Origin of the sequence: Paenibacillus sp. ClWae2A (assembly GCF_032452295.1) — a bacterium.
Classification (GTDB): domain Bacteria; phylum Bacillota; class Bacilli; order Paenibacillales; family Paenibacillaceae; genus Paenibacillus.
On the sequence record NZ_JAULSQ010000011.1, the window covers coordinates 35178 to 55875 of the forward strand.

Here is a 20698-nt window from a genome sequence, read left to right on the forward strand (position 1 = left end):
AGTATAAAAAACATTTATACCAAAAATCTCAAAATAAGCATTGACGTTAGCTAAAATTACACGTATGATTACATTAATTATTTTGATGCATAATTCCGCTAGGAATTATCAACATTAATTGACCAATGGTCTAAATATAAGTCTCTTAAACTTGTTTCTCCTAATGATTTGGTATTTTGTATAAGCTATTGTTCGTTATCTTCAAGAACTTGGAAATATACAGTGGATGCATTCCTCTACACACGAATACAATCTACGGAAATTATGGGGTTAGGGTGATTGATTTGAATACAGAGCTATTGGAAGTCAGAAATCTAACAACATCATTCAGAATTGAAGATGACTATTATGCAGCAGTGGATCACGTTAACCTTAAGGTGAAGAAAAATGAAGTGTTGGCGATTGTAGGTGAATCCGGGTCAGGTAAAAGTGCTTTTGCATTCTCTCTTATGGGTTTGCATAACAAAGCAAAAATCGAAGGCCAGATTCTCTATAAAGGACAAGATATTGCCAACATCTCCCCAAGCAAGTTAAACAAGCTACGCGGCAAAGAAATGGGTATGATTTTTCAGGACCCATTGTCCGCACTAAATCCTCTAATGATTATTGGTGAACAGATTGAAGAGATTCTCACACTTCATCAGTCCAAGCTGTCTTCCAGAGAGAAGAGAGAAAAGGTCATTCACTTATTGAATCAGGTAGGGATTCCACGTCCCGAACAAATATACAAGCAGTATCCCCACGAATTATCTGGTGGTATGAGACAGAGAATTGTCATCGCCATTGCGATTGCCAACAAACCGGAACTACTCATAGCTGATGAACCAACGACGGCGCTTGACGTTACGATTCAACTACAGATCCTGGAGCTGATCCGTGATCTGAAGAATGAAATTAACGCAGGCATTATTCTGATTACACATGATTTGGGTGTCGTAGCTGAGATGGCTGATCGCGTAGCAGTTATGTATGCAGGCGAAATTGTTGAAATCGCAGATATCTTCACATTGATGAACGATGCGAAGCATCCATATACCCGCTCACTGTTGAACTCTATTCCCACCCTGTCTGAAGAAAGAGCCAAATTGCATGTCATCCAAGGTATCGTACCATCACTCAAAAATCTTCCTCGCAATGGGTGCAGATTCAAAGCCCGAATTCCATGGATTAGTGAATCGGCTCATGAAGAGAACCCACAGATGCATGAAATTGCACCAGGTCACTTTGTACGGTGTACCTGTTACCAGCACTTTCATTTCCCTGACCAAAGCTGAGGAGGAATAACATAATGGCATTACTCGAAGTAGAAGGGCTCAAGATACACTTTCCGATTCGCGGTGGATTGCTTAAACGGGAAATTGGCAGTGTAAAGGCTGTTGATGATGTTAGCTTCTCCATTGAACAAGGACAGACCTATGGTCTGGTTGGCGAATCAGGTTCAGGTAAGACAACAACAGGCAGAGCCATTATTGGGCTAAACCATATCACTGACGGAAAGATCCTGTTTAACGGGAAAAACTTGGCTACAGAGCGGCGTAAAGACAGACAGCTTCAGCGAGATGTACAAATGATCTTTCAAGATCCATATTCATCATTGAATCCCAAGAAGCGGGTTATCGATATCATCGCTGAGCCGTTTCGTAACTATGAGCGTCTGACAGCTACCGAGGAGAAAAGACAAGTAAGAGAATTACTTGAAAAGGTTGGTCTGAGTCCGGAATCAATCTACAAATATCCGCATGAATTCTCAGGGGGGCAGCGTCAACGGATCGGCATTGCACGGGCTATTGCACTGAAGCCGAAGCTAATTATCGCTGATGAACCTGTATCAGCACTCGATGTATCGGTACAGGCTCAGGTACTCAACTTCATGCAGGAGATTCAAAAAGAATTAAATCTGACGTACCTGTTCATTAGTCACGATCTGGGCATCATCCGTCATATGTGTGATGAGATTGGAATTATGTACAAAGGTCGATATGTGGAACAGGGCACAACGAATGATATTTTTGAAAATCCGCAACACATCTATACCAAACGTCTCATTGCAGCCATTCCGGATATGGACCCAACCAAACGAGAGGAAATGGTAGCCTTCCGTCAACAGGTCAAATCCGAGTATGAACATTCATACCGAAATTTCTTTGATGAGGAAGGGCTTGCATACTCGCTCAAATCCATTTCCGATACTCACCGAGTAGCTCTACCTCAGAAAGGTTGAAGGCCATATGTGGAAAACGATAGTACGCAGAATTATCATAATGATCCCTCAGATCTTTTTACTAAGTCTTTTGGTCTTTCTGATGGCCAAGGCCATGCCGGGCGACGCGCTAACCGGATTGCTTGATCCAAGCGTTGATCCCAAAGCATTGGAAGCGCAGCGAGAGAGACTGGGATTGAATAATCCTTGGTACGTGCAATATTGGGACTGGATCAAAAACGCCATCCAAGGTGATTTTGGACAATCCTTCCGTTTCAAAATGCCGGTTACGGACCTGATCGGTCAGCGTGTAGCAAACACATTCTGGCTCGCACTGGCAACACTTGTACTGACTTACCTGATTGCTATTCCACTGGGTATCATCAGTGGTCGTTACAACGATACCTGGTCTGATCGGTTGATCACGGGATACACCTACCTGGGCTTTGCCGCACCATTATTCATCTTTGCACTGGTGATGGTATGGATCTTCGGATTCCACTTCTCCTGGTTCCCGACGGGAGGAAGCGTTGCACCGGGACTTACGCCAGGTACATTCAGCTACGTAATGAGCAAGTTCTACCATCTGTTATTACCTGCACTATCGATGGCATTGATTACAACGGTTTCTACCGTTCAATATTTGCGTAGTGAAATCATTGATATCAAGCATAAGGAATTCGTTATTACTGCCAGAGCCAAAGGTGCCTCGGAATCCCGGATATACAACAGGCATATCTTGAGGAATTCACTATTACCTATCGCCGCGTTCTTTGGATATGAGATCACAGGACTTATCGGAGGTACGGTATTTATCGAAAGTATATTCAGTTATCCAGGTATGGGGCAGTTGTTCCTGAGTTCCATCTCATTGCGTGACTTCAGCGTTGTGACTGCACTCGTATTGTTGTATGGCGTAGCTTCCATTCTCGGGGCATTGCTGTCTGACATAATTCTAGGAATTGTAGATCCACGTATACGGATCAAGTAAGAACTTGAAGATTTCGGGGTGAAAACAAGATGAGCAAGGCCAACGAGGTAGTTGTAACTTCACAAAAGGTTGATAAAAGCCCCTCCAGCTTGAGTATTTTATGGAGGGAGCTTGTCAGAGATAAGGTGGCACTAATCTCGCTCATTTTCTTGGGCTTGGTCATGTTGCTAGTATATGGCACGTCTCTCATTCTGAATCAGGATGATATCGTACGCGTGGATCTGTTTGCCTTATATGAACCACCATCCGCGAAATATTGGTTAGGAACGGACTATGGAGGTCGTGATGTATTTGGCCAGCTGGTCATCGGTACACGTAACTCCCTGACCATTGGAATTATCGTAACGTTAATGACTGGCTTCATAGGTATCTTCATTGGCCTTTTATCCGGTTATTTCGGTGGAATGATAGACAACCTGTTTATGCGTGTTGTTGATTTCTTCATGATCCTTCCGATGTTGATGATTGTTATCGCGTTTGTTACCGCAGTACCGAAATACAATATCATCTCGTTCTCTCTAATCATGACGGCATTTCTCTGGATGGGTATCGCCAGATTGATTCGCTCCAAAGCATTACAGGAACGGGAACTGGATTATGTAAAAGCTTCAAAAACATTGGGCTCTTCTCATCTGAAGATTATGCTCTCACAGGTTCTTCCGAATCTGAGCTCCATTATCATCGTAACGATGACATTGAATCTCGCTGCCAACATTGGCCTCGAATCCGGGCTGTCTTTCCTAGGGTTTGGATTTCCCGAAAGTACGCCTAGTCTTGGAACACTTGTAAGTTATGCACGTAATCCGCAAACCCTGGAGTCCAGATGGTGGATATGGCTACCCGCATCGGTACTGATTCTGGTATTGATGTTGAGTATAAATAATGTCGGTCAAGCCCTAAAGCGTGCGACTGATGCAAGACAAAGAAGAGGTTAAAAAAAGGGAGGAAAGGTTCATGAAAAAGGGATTATTTTCACGGGGACTATTTTTCACGATGATGTTGGTCTTTGTATTGGTGCTCGCAGCGTGCTCTGAGAAAGAAGCAGCTACTCCAGCTCCAGCTTCCAACACAGAAGAGGGAAAAACGGAGGAAAAACCTGCTAATGAAGAGGGCGTTTACTCCATTGATGACTTCAACAATGTCAAAACGAATGAGGGTACTGCGATCGAGGGTGGATCGATTACATTCGGACTTGTATCGGATACTGCTTTTGAAGGTACACTGAACTACAATTTCTATTCCGGTAACCCGGATGTACAGGTTCTTCAATGGTTCGACGAAGGCTTGCTGACTTGGGATAAAGACTATGTATATACCAACGATGGTGCAGCAACGTATGAGACATCTGAAGATGGCAAAACGTTCACACTGACCATTCGTGACAATGTGAACTGGCATGATGGCAAGCCGGTAACGGCTGAAGATCTGCAATTTGCTTATGAAGTAATCGGTAGCAAAGGCTATGATGGTCCACGTTACGACTCCAACTTCACTAGTGTAGTAGGTATGGACGAGTATCATGATGGAAAAGCAAAAACAATCTCTGGTATTAAAGTGCTGAGCGACAAACAAATCAGCATTACGTATAAAGAATCTACTCCGTCCCTGCTGACAGGTGGCGTATGGACGTATCCACTGGCTAAACATATCTTCGGAGATATGGATGTAGCAAAAATGTCTTCTTCCAAAGAAGTACGTGAAAAACCAATTGGTTTTGGTCCATTTAAAGTGGATGTCATCACTCCGGGTGAGTCTGTAACTTATGTTAAGAACGAAGACTACTGGCGTGGGGCTCCAAAACTGGACAAAGTGACTCTGAAAGTTATCAACCCGACAACGGTTGTTCAAGAACTGAAATCTGGCGGTGTAGACCTCGTGGATGCATTCCCGACAGATCAATACAAAGATAATGCTAACCTGTCCAACGTAGAATTCCTGGGCGCAATCGATCGTGCTTATACGTACATCGGTTTTAAACTGGGTACATGGGATGAAGAGAACGGAAAAGTTAAAAGCAATGCTGAAGCAAAAATGGGCGATAAAAACTTGCGTAAAGCAATGTGGATGGCTGTAGATAACGATCAAGTAGGTAAACGTTTCTATAATGGTCTGCGTTGGAACGCAACAACCCTGATTCCACCGTCTCACCCAGAATTCCATGATTCCAACAATCCGGGTGTAAAGTATGATCCAGAAGCAGCGAAAGCATTGCTCGACGAGGCTGGTTACAAACTGGATGGTGAGTTCCGTACCAACCCGGATGGAACACCACTCGAAATCAACTTTGTGTCCATGACTGGTGGCGACACAGCTGAACCATTGGCACGTTATTATGTTCAATCATGGGCAGCTATTGGTTTGAAAGTAAACCTGGAAATGGTTGAATTCAACAGCTTCTATGACCGTGTAGGTAACACAGGTAAAGATGATCCGAACATTGATGTGTATCAAGCAGCATGGGGCGTTGGTATTGACGTAGATCCATCTGGTCTATACGGCCGTGATGCACTCTACAACTTCTCCAGATTCTCCAGCGAAGAGAATGACAAATTACTGGCACAAGGTATCTCTGCTGAAGCATTCGATGTAGACAAGCGTAAAGAGATCTACAATCAATGGCAGCAATACATGGTAGATGAAGTTCCTGTATTCCCTACACTGTATCGTGCAGTTGTAGCACCAGTTAACAAACGTGTAATGAACTATGCGATTGGTGATGGAACAGGCGTTTACCTGAGCGACCTGCAAGTTAATGCAGACAAAGCAGTTGTAGCTGAGTAATATTCTTAAATTAGCAGCTGTAAGGATTGGGGTCCTTTAAGAAGTCGGTTGCTAGATTATAATGAAAAATTCTCCTGGGAAATTGAATAAAAGTGTCTTTCAAAACATGGATTCTGTACACTCTGGCATGGGTGTATGGGGTTCATGTTTTTTTTGTAACCAAAAAATAAAAAAAATTTAACTTTTTTTCAAAAAAGTGCAGACAAAATGCCTCTTCGTTTCGTCTATATAGGTAAGAGGTGATCAATTTATGAAAAAATGGTGGAAACGTGCAGGTATGCTGCTGGCTCTGCTGCTTATTATATATTTGGGTGTGAAACCGGACATGCTGGTAGGCAAACCGGGAATTAAAGCTGAATCTGCGGTATTAATGGACATGAACTCTGAACAGATCTTAATGGATTTTAACGGCTCAGAAGAGATTGCTCCGGCAGGCGTCAGTAAGTTGATGACAGAACTGCTAGTGATGGAGGCCGTGATCAATGGTGATATAGGCTGGAATGATCTTGTGAATGTGAGTCTGTATGCCAGCTCCGTAGGGGGCAGTCAACTGACCCTGAAACAGGGAGAGCAATTCACCGTTCAGGAGTTGTTCGAGATCGTAGCTGTCTATTCAGCCAATGATGCAACTGTCGCTTTGGCTGAACATATCAGTGGTACAGAGCAGAAGTTCGTGCAACAAATGAATCAGAAAGCAACTCAGATTGGGCTGTCTGATAATACACAATTTACGAATTCAACGGGCCTCAGTGAAAAGCTGCTTGGTCCTCACCGTCCGATGGAAATACAAGGGCAGACCCTAATGACAGCTATAGATGCATGCAAGCTTGCGCGATATCTGCTAAATAACCATCCCGAGATTTTAAGAATCTCCAGTCAAATGCAAGTATCGATGCACCAAAAAGGGATGTACATGAGTAACACGAATTGGATGTTGTCCTCCATTGGTGGGCCGTATGCTTATGATGGAAATGACGGATTGAAGACCGGGTATGATGAAGATTCCGGCTATCATTTTGTGGGGACAGCTGAACGTGATGGCAAAAGACTGATTTCAGTTGTATTTGGAACAGATACTCGTGAAGGGCGTTTTGTGGAGACACGGAAGTTGTTCAACTATGGATTTTCGGGTTCAAAATAAAGGGCGTACATGTTCATCATCAAGGAGAACCATCTCGCTGTTAACTTGTGGTTAATCATGGTAAAATGACTTACGTATAATTCCATATTATTATGTAATTCACTTTAAAGGGGGAAGATGTTTGAACGCGATTAGTAAAAAGGTATACGCTCTCACACTTACCATGGCTATGTCTATTGCACTGATTCAACCAGCTGTACAGGCGGCCGAAGCCGTAAAACCTACAGCGTCAGTCTCGGAGGCCATTGCTTCCAAGGCGACACAAACACTGCAGCAACTGGGATACATAGATGGCACCACAGATGGCATGACCCAATTAACGACCCCAATCACTCGCGCGGAGGCAGCAATCATTCTGCAACGTGTACTTAAACTGGATACGCCTGCATCACTTACAGGTTTTGCAGATGTTTTGCCGGAGAATGAAGCTGCGCCTGCCATCTACGCATTAAAGCAAGGCGGATTCATTCAAGGGAAGGCAAAGGGCTATGCCCCCGATGCTCCACTTACACGTGCGCAGTTGGCATCGTTGTTCACACGTGCATTCGAACTGAAGGATAACGGAATCCAGGTAGTATACAGTGATGCTGATCAGATTCCAGCTGTGCATGCGAATGACGCTGCGCGAGTTAAGCAACATTTTATTATCGAAGGTAGCGCCTTTAATGCCAAACAATCAGTCACCCATGGGGAATTCGCTGATGCACTGTATCTGGCGCTTGGACTCGATGTGAAATCGGATGGTCTTACTCCTCTGGAGGACTTCTTCAAACAGCCTGCTCAGGCAGGGTTCCAGATGTCGCCGGACGGTAAGCATCTTGCTTACCTGGAGCCGTGGAACAATCGTATGAATATCGTAGTTACTGCAAACGGTCAGGATAAGCCTGTACGCATTACAAGCGAAACAGAACGTAATATTGCAGGATTTGCTTGGGCAACCAACGACAAGCTGCTCTATGTACAAGATAAGGCAGGCGATGAGAATTATCATATATATGTCACGTATATCGATGGTAAGAACAGCAAGGATCTGACGCCGTATCCTAACACAAGAGCCATCCTGATAGATCCGCTTGAGAATATTCCGGATGAGATTCTGGTAGGCATGAACAAGCGTGATCCGCGCATTTTCGATGTGTATCGTATTAACATCAAGACAGGGGATGCTGTACTTGCCGCAGAGAACCCGGGTAATATTACGGGTTGGCTGACAGATCACGAAGGTAAAATTCGTGTTGCCGTGTCCAGTGATGGTAATGTGTCTTCGTTATTGTATCGTGATTCAGAAGATAAAGAATTTGAGCTGCTTCTGACAACGAAGCTTGGAGAGACTTTTGCTCCAGTCATGTTCACGTATGATAACAAAAGTATCTATGCAATATCCAACTTGGAGCGAGACAAAACGGCGATTGTCGAGTACAGCCCAAGCAGTAAGAAGGTAACCAAAACCATCTATGAAAATAAAGATGTGGATGTAAGCAGCTTCGTACCTTCCAAAGAAAAAGGTACCATTCTTGCTGCTGTGTATGAGACGGATAAAGTGAACTATGAATTCTTTGATCAAGAGTTCAAAACGTTAATGCAGGATATCAAAGCGAAAGTGCCAGGCAAGGAAGTTAGTATCAGTAGCATCAGCGACGAAGGCCAAGTATTGTTCGTAGCGTATAGTGACAAAGCGATGGGCACGTATTATTTCTACGATTCCAAAACAGGTAAACTCGATAAACTGGCTGATGCCGCACCTTGGATTGATGAGAGTCAAATGGCGGATATGAAGCCCATTACGTATAAGTCACGGGATGGCCTCACCCTTCATGGTTATCTAACACTGCCTCAAGGAACTGAGGCTTCCAGCCTACCATTGGTGGTTGTTCCACATGGTGGTCCTTGGGCACGTGATTCATGGGGCTTCAATCCTGAGATTCAATTTCTTGCAAGCCGTGGGTATGCGGTACTTCAGGTCAATTTCCGTGGTTCCACGGGATACGGCAAGGAATTCCTGGATGCAGGTAATAAAGAGTGGGGCAAAGCTATGCAGAACGACCTCACAGACGGTGTAAACTGGCTGGTTGAAGAGGGGACGGTTGATCCAAAACGTGTAGCAATATATGGAGGATCTTACGGTGGATATGCCGCTCTGGCAGGACTGGCATTCACACCAGATGTCTATGCTGCTGGTATTAGCTATGTGGGACCTTCCAACATCTTCACCCTTCTGGACTCACTGCCACCTTATTGGGAGTCAGAGCGCAGTATGTTCTATGAGCGTGTAGGAGATCCCGAGAAAGACAAGGAACTGTTAACGGCGATTTCACCGCTCTTCCACATCGATCAGATGAAGGCTCCATTATTTGTGGTTCAGGGCGCTAATGATCCACGTGTCAAACAAGCTGAGTCAGACCAGATCGTTGAAGCATTACGCAAACGTGGAGTCGATGTACCATATATGTTAAAGACCAATGAAGGTCATGGCTTCGCAAACGTGGAGAATCAGCTTGATCTGTACCGTGCGATTGAGAAATTCCTAAATCGTCATCTGATGCAGCCATAGTACGTTAAACATGAGGGCTGTCCCGCGGGTTTTATCGAACCTGTGGGCAGCTTTTTTTATGGGAGCAGAGTTAAAATGAACCAAACAATCATATTATTAAATTGACATATGGATTTCTTTTGTTTTAAAATGACCAGTGAGTCATTATTATTCAATTCGGTTTAATATATATGTACCAAACCAACTGTACGATACTGAATTTAAGATCTGATCGGGGGTAACATGTGATGCAAAAACAAATGAAATGGCCGCTAATCCTGTTTGCCATAGGGGTATTTATGGCTGCGCTGGATAATGGGATCATCACCTCTTCACTGACCACCTTAAATGCATCATTTGGTGTGTCGCCAACATGGGGAGCATGGACAATTACGCTTTACACGCTGGGGCTTGCGGTGAGTGTACCTATTGCGGGCAAACTGTCGGACCGTTATGGTCGCAAGAAACTATTTCTGATTGAAGTGGCGTTGTTTGGGATCGGGTCCCTGCTCGTCGCGCTAAGCACATCGTTTACCTTCTTCCTGATCGCTCGTGTCATTCAAGCTCTGGGTGGTGGGGGGATATTTATCATTGCCAGCTCCTACGTATTAAGCAAGTTCCCGGCGGAGCGTCAAGGTACAGCTTTGGGCCTGCTCGGAGGTATGAATGGTGTCGCTGCCATTTTGGGGCCTAATATCGGTGCTTTTATACTGGACATTACGGGAAACTGGCATTGGTTATTCCTGATCAACGTACCTATCGCCATTCTGCTATTCATCGCAGGTATTCGATATATTCATGAAGAGCAGGAGCTTAATCGTGCAGCAGTGGACTGGAGCGGTATTGCTGTCCTAACGTTGGGTGTACTTAGTTTAATGTATAGCTTCAGCAATCTGGACGGTGTGAACATGCTTCAAAGCCTGGGATCACCGATGTTCTACGGCTTTTTCATGGCAGGTGTAATCATTCTGGTGCTCTTTTACTTCATGGAAAAAAGGCTGGAAGGATCTGAACGTGAACCTGTTGTATCGACACAGCTTCTGGGCATTGCGTCCTTTCGCTGGACGCTGTTGATTGCCTTTTTCTCCGGAGCCATTCTGGCCTCGGTGATCTTTATTCCCGGATTTGTTGAGCAATATCTCGGCGTATCCAATACAGCCTCCGGGTACTGGTTTACTCCGCTCGCGCTGGCATCTGGCATTGGGGCGGGTGGAGGTGGCTACCTCGTTGACCGCAAAGGGCCAATCTGGACGTTATCGGTTGCGGGGCTGCTATCTGCCATTGGATTCCTCCTGTTCCCGCTGTGGGTGGAGCATATCTGGCAATTTGTCATCGCGAGTACGCTCGTAGGTATCGGCTTCGGCATGATGCTTGGTGCGCCAGTTAACGTACTTGTCACAGAACAGGCGGGGGAGAACAACAAAGGCATCGCGGTAGCGACCAGCTCGTTATTCCGCCAGATGGCGATGGCTATTGCACCTACCATTTTTGCCGGATTCCTGGCACGTTCTTTCATTAATCTGGGGTCCAACATTCAGGCAGGGTTCGCTGACAAAGGAATTCAGGTGCCGCCCGAGATGCTGCAACAATATGCGTCGGGCGGGGCATCAGGGAGTGATGTCTCCAGTCTGACAGAGGGCCTGTCCCAGATTCCTGATGAAGGTATCCGTGATGTGTTGCTCCAGGCAGTGCATCAAACGACAGGTCAGGGTTACAATGGCCTTTTCTGGTCTGCGGTGGTATTCAGTGTGCTTACGCTGGTAGCTGCACTTATAACGGGACGTCTACGTCAAAAAGAGAAGAGCCATCATGTGGAAAGTGTATCCACGAACGGATAGAATCGCGTGTGAAAATGAAAAGAACAGTGTACCTTTTAAAACTAAAAGGAGTCGCTGTTCTTTTCAATTTAACCGGATTGTAACTTTTCTTGCTCTCGCAATGATTACAATAGAACGAGCGTAAGCGGTGTCTTGATTCCAGAGATAGAAAACTTCAAAGAACACCGAGTCACAAGGCATCCCAGACGTTTAATTGGTATTATATAAGTTCAACGAATCGTTACACTGCATCACTGCGAGTTCAGAATAACCTTCCGATCGCTGTTATCCCCAGATTTTTTGATTTCCTTTCCAAAGGTTAAAATCCGGTGATAAAGGCGAAGCGTGCAGCTTTCTTTCAGAAAGCTTTTAGCTACGCTTCTTCAGGTTTTTTCTGACCTCTCCGTTATTAGTGTAAATATTAGATGAAACTTATATAGTAGGCAGTATCATTTTGACAGTGAAGAAGGAATCAATGGATGAAAAGCAGAACTAAAGATAAGAAGAAGAAAAGAAGAAAAGGCCTATATATAACGCTCGTTTCACTTGTTGTTTTGTTAATCGGAGGTTATTTGTTCCGTCAGCAACTGGCTGTAGCGGCATTTGATCTGTTTCTCGCCGGTTCGGTCGAAGATCAGCTATCCCGTTCTTATGTACCGCAAGAAGGCAACAATACGCCTGATCCAACGGTATATCGTAAGGAACCTTTCTCCGTGTTATTGCTGGGTTCGGACAAACGCGCCTATGAGAAGACGCGTGGACGTTCGGATACCGTTATCTATGCTGTAGTACGTCCCAAGGAATCCCGTGTGCTTCTGGTGTCCATTCCACGTGATACGTATGTGCAGATTGTGGGACGGGATGCTAACAAGGACGGCGTAGATGATTATGATAAGCTGGCGCATGCCTATGCTTTTGGTGGGGAGAATATGTCCATCAATACCGTGGAGAAATTTCTTGATGCTGATGTAGGTTACTATGCAACGATTAACTTCGACGGAATCAAAAAAGTGGTTGATGCGCTTGGTGGTGTTAAACTGCCAATTGATGAGGACATTGTGAACAAGAACCCGGATCATGTGCAATTCACAATTGAAGGCGGTAAGCCGATCTATGACGGGCAGGAAGCATTGTATTATGTAAGATACCGTGAGGATAGCGATTTTAATCGTACCAAGCGGCAGCAGATTTTCCTCAACGCGATGGCGAATGAGATGCTGAATTTGAATCAAATCGCCAAAATTCCGGAATTGATTCAGATCATGGGAGACAGCTTCCAGACGGATATGCGAGCTTCTTTCATTATTGATCTGGCTAAACAGGTGCTTACTCAGGAGAAACCGCAGATTTCAAGCTTCACCATCCTGGGTGAGGGGATGAAAAAAGACGGTATCTATTATGGTCAGGCTGACGAGAAAGATGTCCAATATGCCAAAGAGCTGATTAACAACTGGATGGATCAATCGACCCCAGCCGGTGAAGTAATGATCCCTGACCGGCAAAAGATTGAATAACCAATTCCATACCGATGATGTGTTGTATACACCACAATCAGCAGTACGTTTATTCGCGGGCTGCTGTTTTTTTTCTTTGTAGTGAGAACTATTATCCTTTTGGAACATCCTGCGTTCTGATCCGTATAATATAAGTTGAGCGAGATAAGTTGAACGAAGAAATTCACAAGGAGGATACACAAGGGTATGAACATCGCATTTTTTTTGCTACCCAAACAAGAGGTTACGTGTGTGACGTCGGATTCTACGCTGCGGCAAACGTTGGAACGGATGGAATATCATCGTTTTACGGCGGTACCCATTTTGAATAAAGAGGGCAAATATATTGGTACGGTTACCGAAGGCGACTTACTGTGGTATATGAAGAATGCCGAGGGAAAGATTTCATTTGAAAACGCTTCAAAGTTCTTGCTCAAAGACGTTCCACTTCGATTGGATATTAAACCCGTATCCATTGACGCCAACATGGAGGACCTGATTAATCTGGCTAAAGTTCAAAACTTTGTTCCTGTGGTCGATGACATGGAGCGGTTCATTGGTATTGTCAGAAGGAGTCAGATTATTGAGTACTGCGAGGGCATTGTAGCCAAAGAATCGATCAAGGCTAAGTAAGGCAGTTACGAATTTAAACATTATTGTGTCATGAGGGATAATCACAGCCGTCCGGTATCATGTTAAACTTAAGAAGTCCTGAACCAAGGGCGCATTCGAAGTTTTTTACAAATATATAGGTCGATAGGATGTACGGAGGACTCCGCATAAGTACCTGACATCAGTTTCGGAGAACTTCTCCGCTTTTTGGGGTAATTTTGCGGGCCCTCTTTTTATGCTATAATCGAGAATAAAGCTTTTTCGGGGGAGAGTGACTTTCGCCAAATGCCTAAAGAACTGGATGTAGCCAAACGCGCTAAAGTGATTGAATGGCTGAAAACCGAAGTGCTTGATCAGGTATCCCGATTATTCAAGGCGTTATGGGAAGGCAGTACAACTCGAATCGGGGACAGTCTTGCCAGTTTGATTATGAGTAGTTACATATTGGGCCGCAGGCTCGGTATTCCTTTCAAGGATCTGGATGCACTGCTAGTTGAGAAGTTGAAAAAGCATAAACAGGAAGGTCACCAGCTTGAAGACTGGTACCAGGATATTTCCTCGCTAGAAGATCATATGCGTAAGAGGTGAATTTGTTGAAATTTAGCTTTAAATCAGCTGTTTGGAGCGCAGTTTATCTGCTCTTGCTACTTTCGCTGTTAACTCCTTTATCGGTACTTGCCATATTTTTTATGATGATTCCGGGAGTTATTTTGTATGCTTCATTATCTTTAAAATCATTTATATGGCATCTTGTGCCCGTAGCCGTTATTTTGGTCGTGTTCCACCCCATCTATCTGTTACTACTGCTCATCTTTACCCTGCCTGCGATCGTTATGGGTCACGCGTATAAAACACGCAAATCAGCCCTGTTCGCGTTGATGGCGGGAAGTGGCATGATGTTGGCAGAATACTTGTTGTTGCTCTTGGTCGGCAGTGTCATTTTCCAATTCGACCTGTCCAGTTATATTGAAGATGTGGTCAAATTGACCATTGAACCGTTAACCAATACATCAAATCAGATGATCAACGGGTTTGCATGGACACCTGAGATGACCGAGGATGTTGCCAAACAAACGCAGCTTATGATTCCGTTTGCTCTCGTTGTCACGTCGATGGTAATGGCCTTCATTACACACGCCATTGCTCGTCCGATTCTGAATGTGATGGGTGTGGTGGTATCGAAGCTTCCGCCAGCGAGAGAATGGCGTATGCCGCGGGCGTTGATCTGGTATTATTTCCTCGCACTGTTGATCGAAGTGATCTCCAGACAAAGTGACGGAACATACTGGACTATGATCGCCATGAATCTTTCCCCGTTAATTAATCTGGGCTTCATGATTCAAGCGATCGGTTTCTTCTTCTTTCTCTCACACACAAAGAAATGGAATCCGGTTATACCATATTTCCTGGCGGCTGCGGTCTTCTTCATTGGTCCGCTTCGGATTATCGGAATTATCGATCTGGCGTTCCCGCTTCGTGAGGCAATATCGAAATCAAAACGATAGGGTGATGAGTCATGCCTAAATTTCTGAAGAAACGCTGGCACGGCTACTATACCGTATGGGCGTTCATACTGCTGCTGTTGCTCGTTATGTTCGTTACCATTTATAACTGGACGCTTGGTTTGATTAGTCTGATACTGGCTTCGGCGTTGGGAATCGTCATGATTAAGGCGGAGCTCGCGTTCCGCCGTGAGCTTAACGACTACATTAATGGCCTATCTATTCGGATCAAACGGATGGAGGGGGAAGCGGTCAGCATGCTTCCATTCGGAATTGTGCTGTACAGCGAAGATCGTACGGTAGAGTGGCATAACCGCTTTGTCGCGGAGATGTTCCAGGAGAAGACAATGGTGGGTAATCCGCTACTTAATTTGTTTCCCAAACTTCCTCAGCCTAAAGAGAAGAAGGATGGGACGAAGGAGCATTCATCCCGGGAGTTCCATGACGAATTCCAGTTGGATGATCGGCATTATGGAGTTATTCATAACCCGCAGGAGCGGTATGTATATGTATACGAGATTACGGAGTTAGCCATTCTTCGTGATAAATATGAAAATGAACGCCTTGCATTGGGTATTCTCGTTCTGGATAATCTGGACGAGGCTGCCCAAGGCATGGACGATCAACAGCGTACAGCGCTGATTGCCCGTGTGACCAGCGAAATTACGTCATGGGCCAAGCGGTACGAAGTGTACCTGCGCCGTCTGTCTTCTGATCGTTATCTGTTGATGCTGAATCATAAGTCTTTGCAGGAACTGGAGCAGAGCCGATTTGTCATTTTGGATGAAGTTCGGGAGATGACTGCTGACCTCAAAGTGCCAATGACACTCAGTGTTGGACTGGCGTTTGGATCGGATAGCATCAGCGAGATGGGAGAACTGGCACAATCCAGTCTGGACATGGCACTTGGACGTGGTGGCGATCAGGCTGCTGTGAAGTCCGGACAACGCCTGTCTTTCTATGGCGGCAAGTCTAACGCAGTGGAGAAACGGACACGGGTAAGAGCCCGCGTTATTGCACACGCGCTGCGTGATCTCATGCAGGAGAGCGATCGGGTGCTCATCATGGGGCACAAGATTCCGGATATGGACGCGATCGGTGCATCCATCGGAGTGTGGAAAGCGGCCAGTCTGTACAATGTGGAAGCACGTATTGTTCTGGATGGAATTAATCCATCGATTGAACGCATGATGGAGCAAGTGAACAAGGACGAGAAGTTGTCCAAAGCATTTGTATCACCGGAACAGGCAACCCAGATGATGACCGAGCACACGCTGTTGGTGGTGGTGGATACTCATAAGGCCTCCATGACCATGGAGCCGAAACTGGTACAGTCTGCAACCCGTGTCGTCGTTGTGGATCACCATCGCCGGGGCGAAGAGTTCATCAATGACGCAGTGTTGATCTATCTGGAGCCTTATGCATCCTCTGCTGCCGAATTAGTAACCGAGCTCTTGCAATACATTCACGATAAGGTACAATTCACTCCGCTAGAAGCTACGGCTCTACTTGCCGGGATTACGGTGGATACGAAGCATTTTGCACTGCACACGGGGTCCAGAACGTTCGAAGCGGCAGGTTTCCTGCGCCGTAGCGGTGCAGACACCATTATGATCCAGCGGTTGATGAAAGAGGATCTGTCAGAATATATTGCTAAGGCAGAAATCATAAAGCATGCTAAAATGGTATACGGGAACATTGCGCTGGCGGTCACGGACCCTGGTAGCAAGATTCCACAGATGATGATCGCCCAAGTGGCGGACACATTGCTAAACATGACTGACGTGGTCGCTTCATTTGTGATTAGTGAGCGTCCAGATGGACTAATTGGCATCAGCGCGAGATCGCTGGGGCGCATGAATGTTCAGGTTGTCATGGAACGACTGGGCGGTGGCGGACATTTGACGAATGCTGCCGTGCAGCTTGAAGGAACGCTTGGAGAGGCAGAAAAACGGCTGACGAACGTACTGGCTGAAATCGAAAAGGAAGAGGGGCTGTTCGAATGAAAGTCATTTTTATAAAAGATATGAAGGGTCAAGGCAAGAAAGGGCAAGTGAAAGAAGTATCTGAGGGCTACGCACAGAACTTCCTACTGCCACGGGGAATCGCACGTCCAGCAACAGATGGCAACATGAAGACACTGGACAACCAGAAGGCGGCTGAAGAAAGAATCAAGCAGGAAGAGAAAGCAGAAGCGGAAGCACTCGCGAAGAAGCTGGAAGCAGAAGTGACTGAACTGAAAGCGAAGTCCGGCGAAGGTGGTCGTCTGTTCGGAGCCATCACCAGCAAACAGATCGCAGAAGCTTTGTCTAAAAAGGGTCTGAAAGTAGACAAACGCAAAATTGAGCTGGACGAGCCTATTCGTACACTCGGCGTAACACAAGTAACTGTCAAGGTTCACCCTGAAGTGAAGGCAACCTTGAAGGTACAGGTAACGGAAGAGTAAGATGGGCGGCGAAATGTTATTCGACCGGATTCCCCCGCAGAACCTGGAAGCCGAACAGGCCGTGCTGGGTGCAATCCTGTTGCAGGGCGAGGCCCTGATTACAGCGATGGAACGGGTGCAAACCGAGGATTTCTATGATAAGCCCCATCAATTAATCTTTGAAGCGATGATCCAGCTTGGCGAGGGAAATCAACCGATTGACCTCGTGACACTGACTTCACTTCTGAAGGATAAAGGTGAGTTGGAGGACATCGGCGGCGTTAGTTATCTGGCTAAGCTAGCCCATGGTGTACCAACAGCCGCGAACGTAGACTATTACGCTCAGATTATCGAAGAAAAATCGATGCTGCGTCGCCTGATTCGTACGGCAACACAGATCGTGAGCGAAGGATATACAGGCGGCGAAGATGTTGCAGCCATGCTCGGAGAAGCTGAGCGTCGCATATTGGAGATATCCAATCGTCGCTCCAGTAGTGGTTTTATAGCGATTCAGGACGTACTGATGGAAGTATTCGATCGTGTGGAAACACTTCATCAGAATAAGGGTACAACGACAGGTATTCCGTCCGGGTTCATCGATCTGGACAAGATGACCGCCGGATTCCAGCGCAGTGACTTGATCATTGTAGCGGCCCGTCCTTCCGTAGGTAAGACGGCCTTCGCCCTGAATATCGCTCAGAACGTTGCCATTCGGGCACAGGAGACGGTAGCCATCTTCAGTTTGGAGATGTCAGCCGCCCAGCTGGTGCAACGTATGATCTGTGCGGAAGCCAATCTAGATGCCAGCGTGATGCGTATGGGTGACTTCAAGGGTGATGAAGACTGGCAGAAGCTGACGATGGGTATTGCAGCTTTGTCAGAAGCCAACATCTTCATAGATGATACACCAGGGATTACCGTAGCCGATATTCGTGCGAAGTGCCGTCGTCTGAAGAAAGAGAAAGGCCTTGGCATGATCCTGATCGACTATCTTCAACTGATTAGTGGACGTGGTAAAGCAGGGGAGAACCGTCAACAAGAGGTATCCGAGATTTCACGTACACTGAAACAGATTGGCCGGGAACTGGAAGTTCCGGTTATTGCCTTGTCCCAGTTGAGCCGGGGTGTAGAGCAACGTCAGGATAAACGTCCGATGATGAGTGACTTGCGGGAATCGGGTTCGATCGAGCAAGATGCCGACATCGTAGCGTTCCTGTACCGGGATGACTACTACAATCAGGAGACCGAGAAGAAAAATATTATCGAGATCATTATTGCCAAACAGCGTAATGGTCCGGTAGGTACGGTGGAACTGGTCTTCCTGAAAAACTTTAATAAATTCGTCAATTACGAGAGGGCGCACAATGACGCCTTCGCGATGTAACGGGCAGGTGCTGACGGCTTCGATCAGGAAGCAAAATCGTCTGTCCCGAAGATCAACCATTAGAGCAACTGAACTCAAACATATGTTATAAATACCAGATATAGATTCACATTGAAATGGTTATCCTTGAACCGGTGATAGCAGTCAAGCAAGATTGGACTGAAGTCTCCGGTTTTTTGTGTCGAAATAATGGGTAAATCCCGAACATTACAGTTGTACTATATCTAATTGTTCGCCATTTGATTTGACTTTGAAAAAGGGTACTGGTACACTAATACTGCTGCGTTAAAGCAGCGCAAACCTTCCCTTGAATGTAACGGAAGGACATTTTTACTGTCCGTTAGCACGCTTCTCAGTCGGTTTATTGCGTAACATGCCTGCCGGGATAGAGGACGGACAGACCAATACAAAGGTGCGCAAGGCACCCACGGAGGAATGTTAACTATGTCAACGGTAGTTGTAGTGGGAACGCAATGGGGAGACGAAGGAAAAGGTAAAATCACGGATTATTTGGCGGAGAGCGCTGATGTGGTGGCTCGTTATCAAGGTGGTAACAATGCGGGTCATACAATTCTGATTGATAACAAAAAATATAAACTGACGATGATTCCATCAGGGATTTTCTACACGGATAAAGCGTGTGTCATTGGTAACGGAATGGTTATCAACCCGAAGGCACTCATCGAAGAAATTAACTATATTCATGACAATGATTTTACAACGAAGAACCTGTCCATCAGTGAGCGCGCACATATCATCCTGCCATATCACATGGTATTGGATGCACTCGAAGAAGAGAGCAAAGGTCCGAACAAAATTGGTACGACTGGCAAAGGAATTGGCCCATGTTACATGGACAAATCAGCTCGTATTGGTATTCGGATGGTTGACCTGCTGGATGCTGAAGATTTCGAACTGAAACTGCGTCATCTGGTCAAAGAAAAGAACCGCGTCATCGAGCAAGTCTACGGCGGCCAGCCTGTTGATGTTGAAGAGATTCTGCAAGATTACCTCGGATATGCTGAAATTCTGCGTCCTTACGTACGTGATACATCGGTTGTTCTGAACGAATATATTGATGAGGACAAAAAAGTATTGTTTGAAGGCGCTCAAGGCGTTATGTTGGACCTCGATCAAGGAACTTATCCATTTGTTACATCATCCAATCCGTCCGCAGGTGGCGTATGTATCGGTTCTGGCGTAGGCCCGGCTCGTATTCAGCAAGTCATTGGAGTAGCGAAAGCTTACACAACCCGTGTAGGAGATGGCCCATTCCCTACGGAATTGCATGATGCAATCGGCGACCAAATCCGTGAGACTGGACATGAGTACGGTACGGTAACTGGACGTCCACGTCGTGTAGGATGGTTCGATAGTGTTGTTGTTCGCCACGCGCGTCGTGTCAGCGGAATTACAGGTCTGTCCCTGAACTCTCTGGACGTAATGACAGGTCTGGAAACTGTAAAAATCTGCACAGGATACAAATTCCGTGGCGAGGTCATCACACACTATCCGGCAAGCCTCAAAATGCTGGCAGAATGTGAAGCTGTATACGAAGAGATGCCAGGCTGGAGCGAAGATATCACTGGAGCGAAGAAACTCGAAGACCTGCCAGTGAACACACAGAATTATGTAAAACGTGTTTCCGAACTGACAGGCATTCCAATTGCCATCTTCTCCGTTGGTCGTAACCGTGAGCAAACGAATCAAGTTCTTCCAATCTACGAGTAATTGAAGAAATAGAGAGATTGTTTCTTGAATTATAAAATAGAATCGTCTGCCGACTTAGGCATGTTAAGCCTCCAGTTGTTGCTTTTATAGC

Annotated in this window: 16 protein-coding genes; all 16 read left to right on the forward strand. The window is 45.7% G+C overall.

Features of this window, described 5'->3' with window-relative positions:
- Positions 1 to 284: 284 nt before the first annotated feature.
- The 16 genes from QVE09_RS24500 to QVE09_RS24575 all read left to right on the forward strand — a co-directional run bounded on the left by QVE09_RS24500 (position 285) and on the right by QVE09_RS24575 (position 20607).
- A complete protein-coding gene (locus tag QVE09_RS24500) occupies positions 285 to 1274 on the forward strand; it encodes an ABC transporter ATP-binding protein (RefSeq protein ID WP_315938912.1) in 990 nt (329 codons plus the stop codon).
- A 14-nt stretch (positions 1275 to 1288) separates the two neighbouring features.
- On the forward strand, positions 1289 to 2221 hold the full coding sequence (locus QVE09_RS24505; RefSeq protein WP_315938913.1) for an ABC transporter ATP-binding protein: 933 nt from the start codon (positions 1289 to 1291) through the stop codon (positions 2219 to 2221).
- A gap of 7 nt (positions 2222 to 2228) precedes the next feature.
- Positions 2229 to 3191: an oligopeptide ABC transporter permease gene (gene opp4B, locus QVE09_RS24510; protein ID WP_315938914.1), complete on the forward strand. Its 963-nt coding sequence runs from the start codon at positions 2229 to 2231 to the stop codon at positions 3189 to 3191.
- Between the two features lie 29 nt (positions 3192 to 3220).
- Positions 3221 to 4126, forward strand: coding sequence for an ABC transporter permease (locus QVE09_RS24515; RefSeq protein ID WP_315938915.1), 906 nt, complete (start codon positions 3221 to 3223; stop codon positions 4124 to 4126).
- Positions 4127 to 4145: 19 nt separating this feature from the next.
- The gene (locus tag QVE09_RS24520) at positions 4146 to 5972 is read left to right on the forward strand and encodes an oligopeptide ABC transporter substrate-binding protein (RefSeq protein ID WP_315938916.1); all 1827 of its coding nucleotides are present in this window, start codon (positions 4146 to 4148) and stop codon (positions 5970 to 5972) included.
- Between the two features lie 250 nt (positions 5973 to 6222).
- Entirely contained in the window at positions 6223 to 7113 is an 891-nt protein-coding gene (locus tag QVE09_RS24525; protein ID WP_315938917.1) for a D-alanyl-D-alanine carboxypeptidase family protein, read from the forward strand.
- A 121-nt stretch (positions 7114 to 7234) separates the two neighbouring features.
- Entirely contained in the window at positions 7235 to 9664 is a 2430-nt protein-coding gene (locus tag QVE09_RS24530) for a S9 family peptidase (RefSeq protein ID WP_315938918.1), read from the forward strand.
- A 227-nt stretch (positions 9665 to 9891) separates the two neighbouring features.
- On the forward strand, positions 9892 to 11481 hold the full coding sequence (locus QVE09_RS24535) for an MFS transporter (protein ID WP_315938919.1): 1590 nt from the start codon (positions 9892 to 9894) through the stop codon (positions 11479 to 11481).
- 458 nt (positions 11482 to 11939) lie between these two features.
- Complete coding sequence (locus QVE09_RS24540) at positions 11940 to 12974, forward strand: LCP family protein (protein WP_091035261.1); 1035 nt, start codon at positions 11940 to 11942, stop codon at positions 12972 to 12974.
- A gap of 186 nt (positions 12975 to 13160) precedes the next feature.
- Complete coding sequence (locus QVE09_RS24545) at positions 13161 to 13586, forward strand: CBS domain-containing protein (RefSeq protein WP_062836539.1); 426 nt, start codon at positions 13161 to 13163, stop codon at positions 13584 to 13586.
- 264 nt (positions 13587 to 13850) lie between these two features.
- Positions 13851 to 14153: a MazG-like family protein gene (locus tag QVE09_RS24550; RefSeq protein ID WP_036611930.1), complete on the forward strand. Its 303-nt coding sequence runs from the start codon at positions 13851 to 13853 to the stop codon at positions 14151 to 14153.
- A complete protein-coding gene (locus tag QVE09_RS24555) occupies positions 14150 to 15070 on the forward strand; it encodes a DUF2232 domain-containing protein (protein ID WP_243391271.1) in 921 nt (306 codons plus the stop codon). The genes QVE09_RS24550 and QVE09_RS24555 overlap by 4 nt, the downstream gene beginning before the upstream one ends.
- Before the next feature lie 11 nt (positions 15071 to 15081).
- Positions 15082 to 17073: a DHH family phosphoesterase gene (locus tag QVE09_RS24560; RefSeq protein WP_315938920.1), complete on the forward strand. Its 1992-nt coding sequence runs from the start codon at positions 15082 to 15084 to the stop codon at positions 17071 to 17073.
- Positions 17070 to 17513, forward strand: a complete 444-nt coding sequence (gene rplI, locus QVE09_RS24565; RefSeq protein ID WP_062836541.1) for a 50S ribosomal protein L9 — start codon at positions 17070 to 17072, stop codon at positions 17511 to 17513. Before QVE09_RS24560 ends, rplI begins: the two co-directional genes overlap by 4 nt.
- A gap of 1 nt (position 17514) precedes the next feature.
- On the forward strand, positions 17515 to 18876 hold the full coding sequence (gene dnaB / locus QVE09_RS24570; RefSeq protein ID WP_036611922.1) for a replicative DNA helicase: 1362 nt from the start codon (positions 17515 to 17517) through the stop codon (positions 18874 to 18876).
- 444 nt (positions 18877 to 19320) lie between these two features.
- A complete protein-coding gene (locus QVE09_RS24575; protein WP_036671866.1) occupies positions 19321 to 20607 on the forward strand; it encodes an adenylosuccinate synthase in 1287 nt (428 codons plus the stop codon).
- The last annotated feature ends 91 nt before the right edge of the window (positions 20608 to 20698 follow it).